The sequence below is a fragment of the Mesorhizobium sp. M7A.F.Ca.US.002.01.1.1 genome, assembly GCF_004022955.1.
In the GTDB taxonomy this organism is placed as follows: Bacteria; Pseudomonadota; Alphaproteobacteria; order Rhizobiales; family Rhizobiaceae; genus Mesorhizobium; species Mesorhizobium ciceri.
Genome location: NZ_RZQE01000415.1, coordinates 1 through 5,302 on the forward strand (window position 1 = coordinate 1; position 5,302 = coordinate 5,302).

The window sequence follows — 5,302 nt, forward strand, 5'->3', positions numbered from 1 at the left end:
ACAGTTTCGGCACCGCCGATGCCAGATTGCTGCGCGACATGGCTCCCGCGGTGATCAGCTTCATCAGGTTGCGCTGGCCTGCTCTTCCGGCCGACGAAACGGCGGAAGCGAAGCAGGACGAGACGGCCGCTATGGTCAACGAATTCGACCGCGCCCATATCTGGCAGAGCCTGTCGCTGACGCCGCGCGAAAAGCATGTCGTCGACCTGGTGTTGCAGGGGCATTCGACGGAGTCGATCGCCCGCGCCATGCGCATCGTGCCGGGAACCGTGAAGGTCCATCGCCGCAACATCTACCGCAAGCTCAAGATCAAGTCGCAGGCCGGCCTGTTCGCGCGCTTCGTCGAGATCATCGATGCACGGATCCGGTAGGCTCTCTAACCGCCGGCTTCCCACGACCCGGTCTCGGCCATCCGCTTCAGCAACGGCGCCGGCTTGAACACATCCTTGCCCGTCCGTTGATGCCAGTATTCGAGCCGCTCGATGATCCTGGCCGGACCTTCAAGGCCAACCCAGAACATCGGTCCGCCCTTGCCGATGGGAAAGCCGTAGCCATTGACCCAGACGACATCGATGTCGGACGCACGGGCCGCTATGCCTTCCTCCAGGATCTTGGCGCCCTCGTTGATCAGGGGGTAAAGCGTGCGCTCTACGATTTCCTCCGCACTGATCGCACGCGGTGCGATACCCTTCTCGGCGGCCTTGTCGCGGATCAGCGCTTCAACCTCGGGATCCGGCACTGGCGTGCGCGCGCCAGCCTCATAGAGGTAAAAACCCCGGCCGGTCTTCTGGCCGAAACGTCCTTGTTCGCACAGCGTGTCGGCGATCACGGCTTTCTGGCCGCGTGCCTTGCGGTTGCGCCAGCCAATATCGAGACCGGCGAGATCGCCCATTTGGAACGGCCCCATCGGCCAGCCGAAATCGGTGAACACCTGGTCGATCTGGCTGGGCGTTGCGCCTTCCAGAAGAAGCGCTTCCGATTCCGAGCCCCGCGCGGCAAGCATGCGGTTGCCGACGAAGCCGTGGCAGACGCCGACCACGACGGCCACCTTGCCGATCCGCCTCGCCAGGTCGACTGATGTCGCCAGCGCATCGGGCGCGGTCTTCTCGGCGCGCACGATCTCCAAGAGCTTCATGACATTGGCCGGCGAAAAGAAATGCAGGCCGAGCACATCCTGCGGCCGCGAGGTCGAGGCAGCGATTTCGTTGATGTCGAGATAGGAGGTGTTGGTGGCCAGGATCGCGCCGGGCTTCGCCACGGCTTCGAGCTTGCCGAACACTTCCTTCTTGACCGCCATGTCCTCGAACACCGCCTCGACGATCAGGTCGCAGTCGGCGAGATCGGCATAGTCGGTGGAGCCCTTGAACTGGGCGAGCCGTTGCCGCTTGGCGTCTTCGCTGAGCGAACCGCGCGTGACGGACACCGAGTAGTTCCTGTCGATGGTCGCCAAGCCGCGTTGCAGGGCCTCGTGGCTGGTTTCCAGCAAAATCACGGAATAGCCGCCATTGGCGAAGGCCATGGCAATGCCGCCCCCCATCGTACCGGCGCCGATGACGCCGACGCGGGCGATCCTGCGCTTGACGATGTCCTTGCTCGGAAGCTTTGCCGCCTCACGTTCGGCGAAGAACAGATGCCGCTGCGCCCGCGACTGGTCGCTGGCGACCAGTTTGACGAACAGCGCACGCTCTGCCGCCAGCGCCGCATCGAACGGCAGCGTGACGGCATTGCGCACCGACTGCGCGCAAGCGATCGGTGCCTCGAGCCCGCGCGCTTTCCTGGCAAGATCCGCAGCCTCGACGTCGAACGCCGCGAGGTCGGCCTGCTTGAGTCCTTCATTGCGATCGCGCACCGGCGTGAAGGGACCACCCTTGCGGGCGATTTCCCCAGCGAAGTTCACGGCATGCGTGGTCAGATCGCCTTCGAAGACGGCATCGACGAGACCGGCGGCGTGCGCCTCGGTCGCGCCGATCGGCGCACCTGAGACGATCATCTTCAACGCCTTCACCGCGCCGACAAGGCGCGGCAGCCGTACCGTGCCACCGCCACCCGGCAGCAGGCCGAGTTTGACTTCCGGCAGGCCGAGCTTGGCGCCGGCATCGGCAACACGGAAATGGCAGCCCAGCGCCAGCTCCAGCCCGCCGCCGAGCGCGGTGCCGTGGATGGCTGCGACCGTCGGCTTGGCGATGGTTTCCAGCGTCGCCACGATGGCGCGCAGTTCGGGCTGCTGCATCGGCTTGCCGAACTCGGTGATGTCGGCACCGGCGACAAAGGTCCGGCCGGCGCATGTAATGACGATGGCGGCAACCGACGCATCGTCGCGCAATTCGACCAGCGCCTGCATCAGCGGTTCGCGGACATGGAAGCTCAGCGCGTTGACCGGCGGATTGTCGATGGTGACGACGGCGACGTCGCCGTCGCGGCTGACCTTCACAAAATCGGACACGCAAACCTCCCAGCATTATTCAGCGGCCGTGGCCACGCGAACGGGATTTACAGCGCCATAACGTCGAAGGGAACCGGATGTCGGCCTGGCACAATGATTACTGGCCTTGAAGGTGTCTGGGACGACGAAGGCGGAGGCTACCGCAGCGCCTTCTGCCCGCCCGCCGCCGTGATCACCCCGACAATGATCAGCCCCGTCAGCAGCAACCGCACCCCCGCGCTCACCCCAAACGTGTTGAGCATGGTCAAAAGCAGCACCAGGAACAAAGCCGCGCCCCAGACGCCGGGGACATTGGCCTTGCCGCCGGCGACCGACGTGCCGCCGATGACGACGACGGCGATCGAGGCCAGCAGGTATTCGTTGCCGATGTCGACATTGGCGCCGCGGAAATAGCCGGCGAGCAGCGCGCCGTCGATGCCGCCGAGCGCGCCCGACAGCGTGTAGGTGAGGAAGCGGATGCGGCCGACATTGACACCGGCCAGCCACGCCGCGCGAATGTTCTGGCCGATCGCCAGCACCGAGCGGCCATAGATCATACGCTGCAGCGCGATGGCCGCGCCGACGGTGAACAATACCGTGAGGATCGCCAGCACCGGAATGCCCAGCACCTGCCAGTTGGCAAAATCGGCGAAGCCCGGCGGCGGCTTGATCTGCAGCCCGCGGCCATAGCTGATGTCGATCGACTGGATGATGAAGCTGGCCGATAGCGTGGCGATGATCGGCGGGATGCGCAGCGCCCAGATCAGCAGGTAGTTGGCGGCGCCGATCGCCGCCCCGCAGGCAAGTGCCGCCAAAAGCCCGACCGCGATCATGGAATCGTTGCCGTCCATCACCTTCATCGCGACGGCGCTGGCAAGGCCGATATTGGCCGGCAGCGACAGGTCGACATTGCCTGGTCCCAGCGTGATGACGAACATCTGGCCGACGCCGACAATGACGGTGAATACCGCCAGCGAAAGGGCTGCCGTCACCATGCCACCCCCGCCATAGCCGCCGGTGAAGGCGATCGTCGCCAGCCACACCAGCAGCGCGCCGAGGAACGACCAGATCCAGGGTTTGGTAAGCAGCGATCTCACCGATGTCATCGCTCACCTCTCCTTGCGGCTGATCAGCACGCGCGCCGCCAGCACGATGATCAGGATGGCGCCGTTGGCGGCCACCTGCCAGTCGGGTGGAATGTGCATGAAGGTGAGCAGCGGCGAGGCGGCCAGCGCCAGCGTCAGCGCGCCGATCACCGCACCGATCGGCGACACCCGGCCGCCGACGAATTCGCCGCCGCCGAGGATGACGCCGGCGATCGCCAGCAGCGTGTAGCCATTGCCGATATTGGCATCGGCCGAGGTGGTGATGCCGATCAGCGCCATGCCGGACAGCACGCCGAACAGGCCGGCGAGCGCAAACAGCACGATCTTGGTTCGGAGCAGCGACCAGCCGGCGCGACCGAGTGCCGCCGGATTGCCGCCCGAGCCGCGCAAGATCACGCCATAGGAGGTGCGCATCAGGCCGAAATGGACGATGAGGCCGATCAGCAGCGCGGCGATGATCGGAAACGGCACGAAAGGCGGCTTGAACGCCATCAGCCCGAGCAGCCAGTCCGGCGCCTTGCCGCCCGGTTTGGGCAGGACGAGAATCGCGAGCCCCTGCCAGACGAAGCTCATGCCGAGCGTCACCACGATGGACGGCAGGTTGCGCAGATGGATCAGTGCGCCGAGCAGCGCATAGACGCCGATCGATCCGAGCAGGATGGCGGCGCCGAGCAGCGGCGCGTCCTTCAGCCAGGTCGCGGTGACACAGCCGACGAAGCCGACGAAAGTGCCGATCGACAGGTCGAGCTCGTTTCCGGCAATGACGAACATCTGCGCGATCGTCGCCAGCGCGATCGGGATCGCCAGGTTGAGCATCAGGCTGAAGCCGAAATAGCTGATGGCGCGCGGGTTGAGCCAGGCGATGGCGAGCAGCACCAGCGCCAGCGACAGCGCCGGCAGCAGCCCGCGCAGCAGGCGCGCGCGGGCCAGCGCGCCGCGCTCGGCGGAAGTCCTGGCAGCGGTGTCGAGGCTGGCGGCCGTCATCTCAGGCCGCATCGCCGAAGGAGGACTGGATGATCTTCTCTTCGGTCAACTCGTCGCGACGCAGATTGGCGACGATGCGGCCGTTCTTGAAGACATAGATGTGGTCGCAATTGTCGAGCTCTTCGGTTTCCGTGGTGTACCAGAGGAAGGTACGGCCGCGACCGGCCTCTTCGCGCACGAGGTCGTAGACCTCCAGCTTGGTGCCGATGTCGACGCCACGCATCGGGTCGTCCATCAGCACGATCTGTGCATCCGAGCCGAGCGCACGCGCAAACAGCGCCTTCTGCTGGTTGCCGCCCGATAGCGAGAAAATGTTGTTGTTCATGTCAGGCGTACGGATGCCGATCTTCTTCTGCCAGAATGCGGCAAGCTCGGCCTCGCGCTGCGGCGAGATCAGCAGCCCGTTGCGCAGCCGCGCCAGCGAGCGGATGCCGATGTTCTCAGCAATCGACCATTGCGGAAAGATGCCATCCGACTGGCGGTCGCCGGCGACCAGCGCCACCGGCGCTGTCACCTCGATGCCGGCCCGGGCGCGCGTGGCGCCGCGGAAGATCGCCAGCAGCAGATCGGTCTGGCCGTGGCCCGCCAGCCCGGCAAGGCCGATGATCTCCCCGGCGCAGGCGACGAGGTCGGTGCCGTCCTTCTGCGCCGCGGGCCGCGCCCGGACCCTCAGCGGACTGGCGGCGGGCTTGGCGGCAGCGATTTGCGCCGCGATCTTCTGGCGCGCTTCCGCGCCGCCCATCGCCGTCACCAGCCGGTTACGGTCGAAGGCGCTGGCGGTGTCGGCGAC

The 5,302-nt window shown here is 66.0% G+C and carries 5 protein-coding genes; 1 reads left to right on the plus strand and 4 read right to left on the minus strand.

What is annotated here, in order from left to right:
* The coding region (locus EN932_RS28245) for a LuxR C-terminal-related transcriptional regulator (protein WP_245483339.1) at positions 1 to 371 on the plus strand (371 nt) is incomplete at its 5' end.
* A gap of 5 nt (positions 372 to 376) precedes the next feature.
* Here the strand turns inward: EN932_RS28245 and EN932_RS28250 are convergent.
* The 4 genes from EN932_RS28250 to EN932_RS28265 form a co-directional block, all read right to left on the minus strand.
* Complete coding sequence (locus EN932_RS28250; protein ID WP_127384657.1) at positions 377 to 2,443, minus strand: 3-hydroxyacyl-CoA dehydrogenase NAD-binding domain-containing protein; 2,067 nt, start codon at positions 2,441 to 2,443, stop codon at positions 377 to 379.
* Between the two features lie 137 nt (positions 2,444 to 2,580).
* Entirely contained in the window at positions 2,581 to 3,528 is a 948-nt protein-coding gene (locus EN932_RS28255) for an ABC transporter permease (RefSeq protein WP_127366994.1), read from the minus strand.
* 3 nt (positions 3,529 to 3,531) lie between these two features.
* Positions 3,532 to 4,512: an ABC transporter permease gene (locus EN932_RS28260; protein ID WP_164753495.1), complete on the minus strand. Its 981-nt coding sequence runs from the start codon at positions 4,510 to 4,512 to the stop codon at positions 3,532 to 3,534.
* 1 nt (position 4,513) lies between these two features.
* On the minus strand, positions 4,514 to 5,302 hold a 789-nt coding region (locus EN932_RS28265; RefSeq protein ID WP_164890652.1), incomplete at its 5' end, for an ATP-binding cassette domain-containing protein.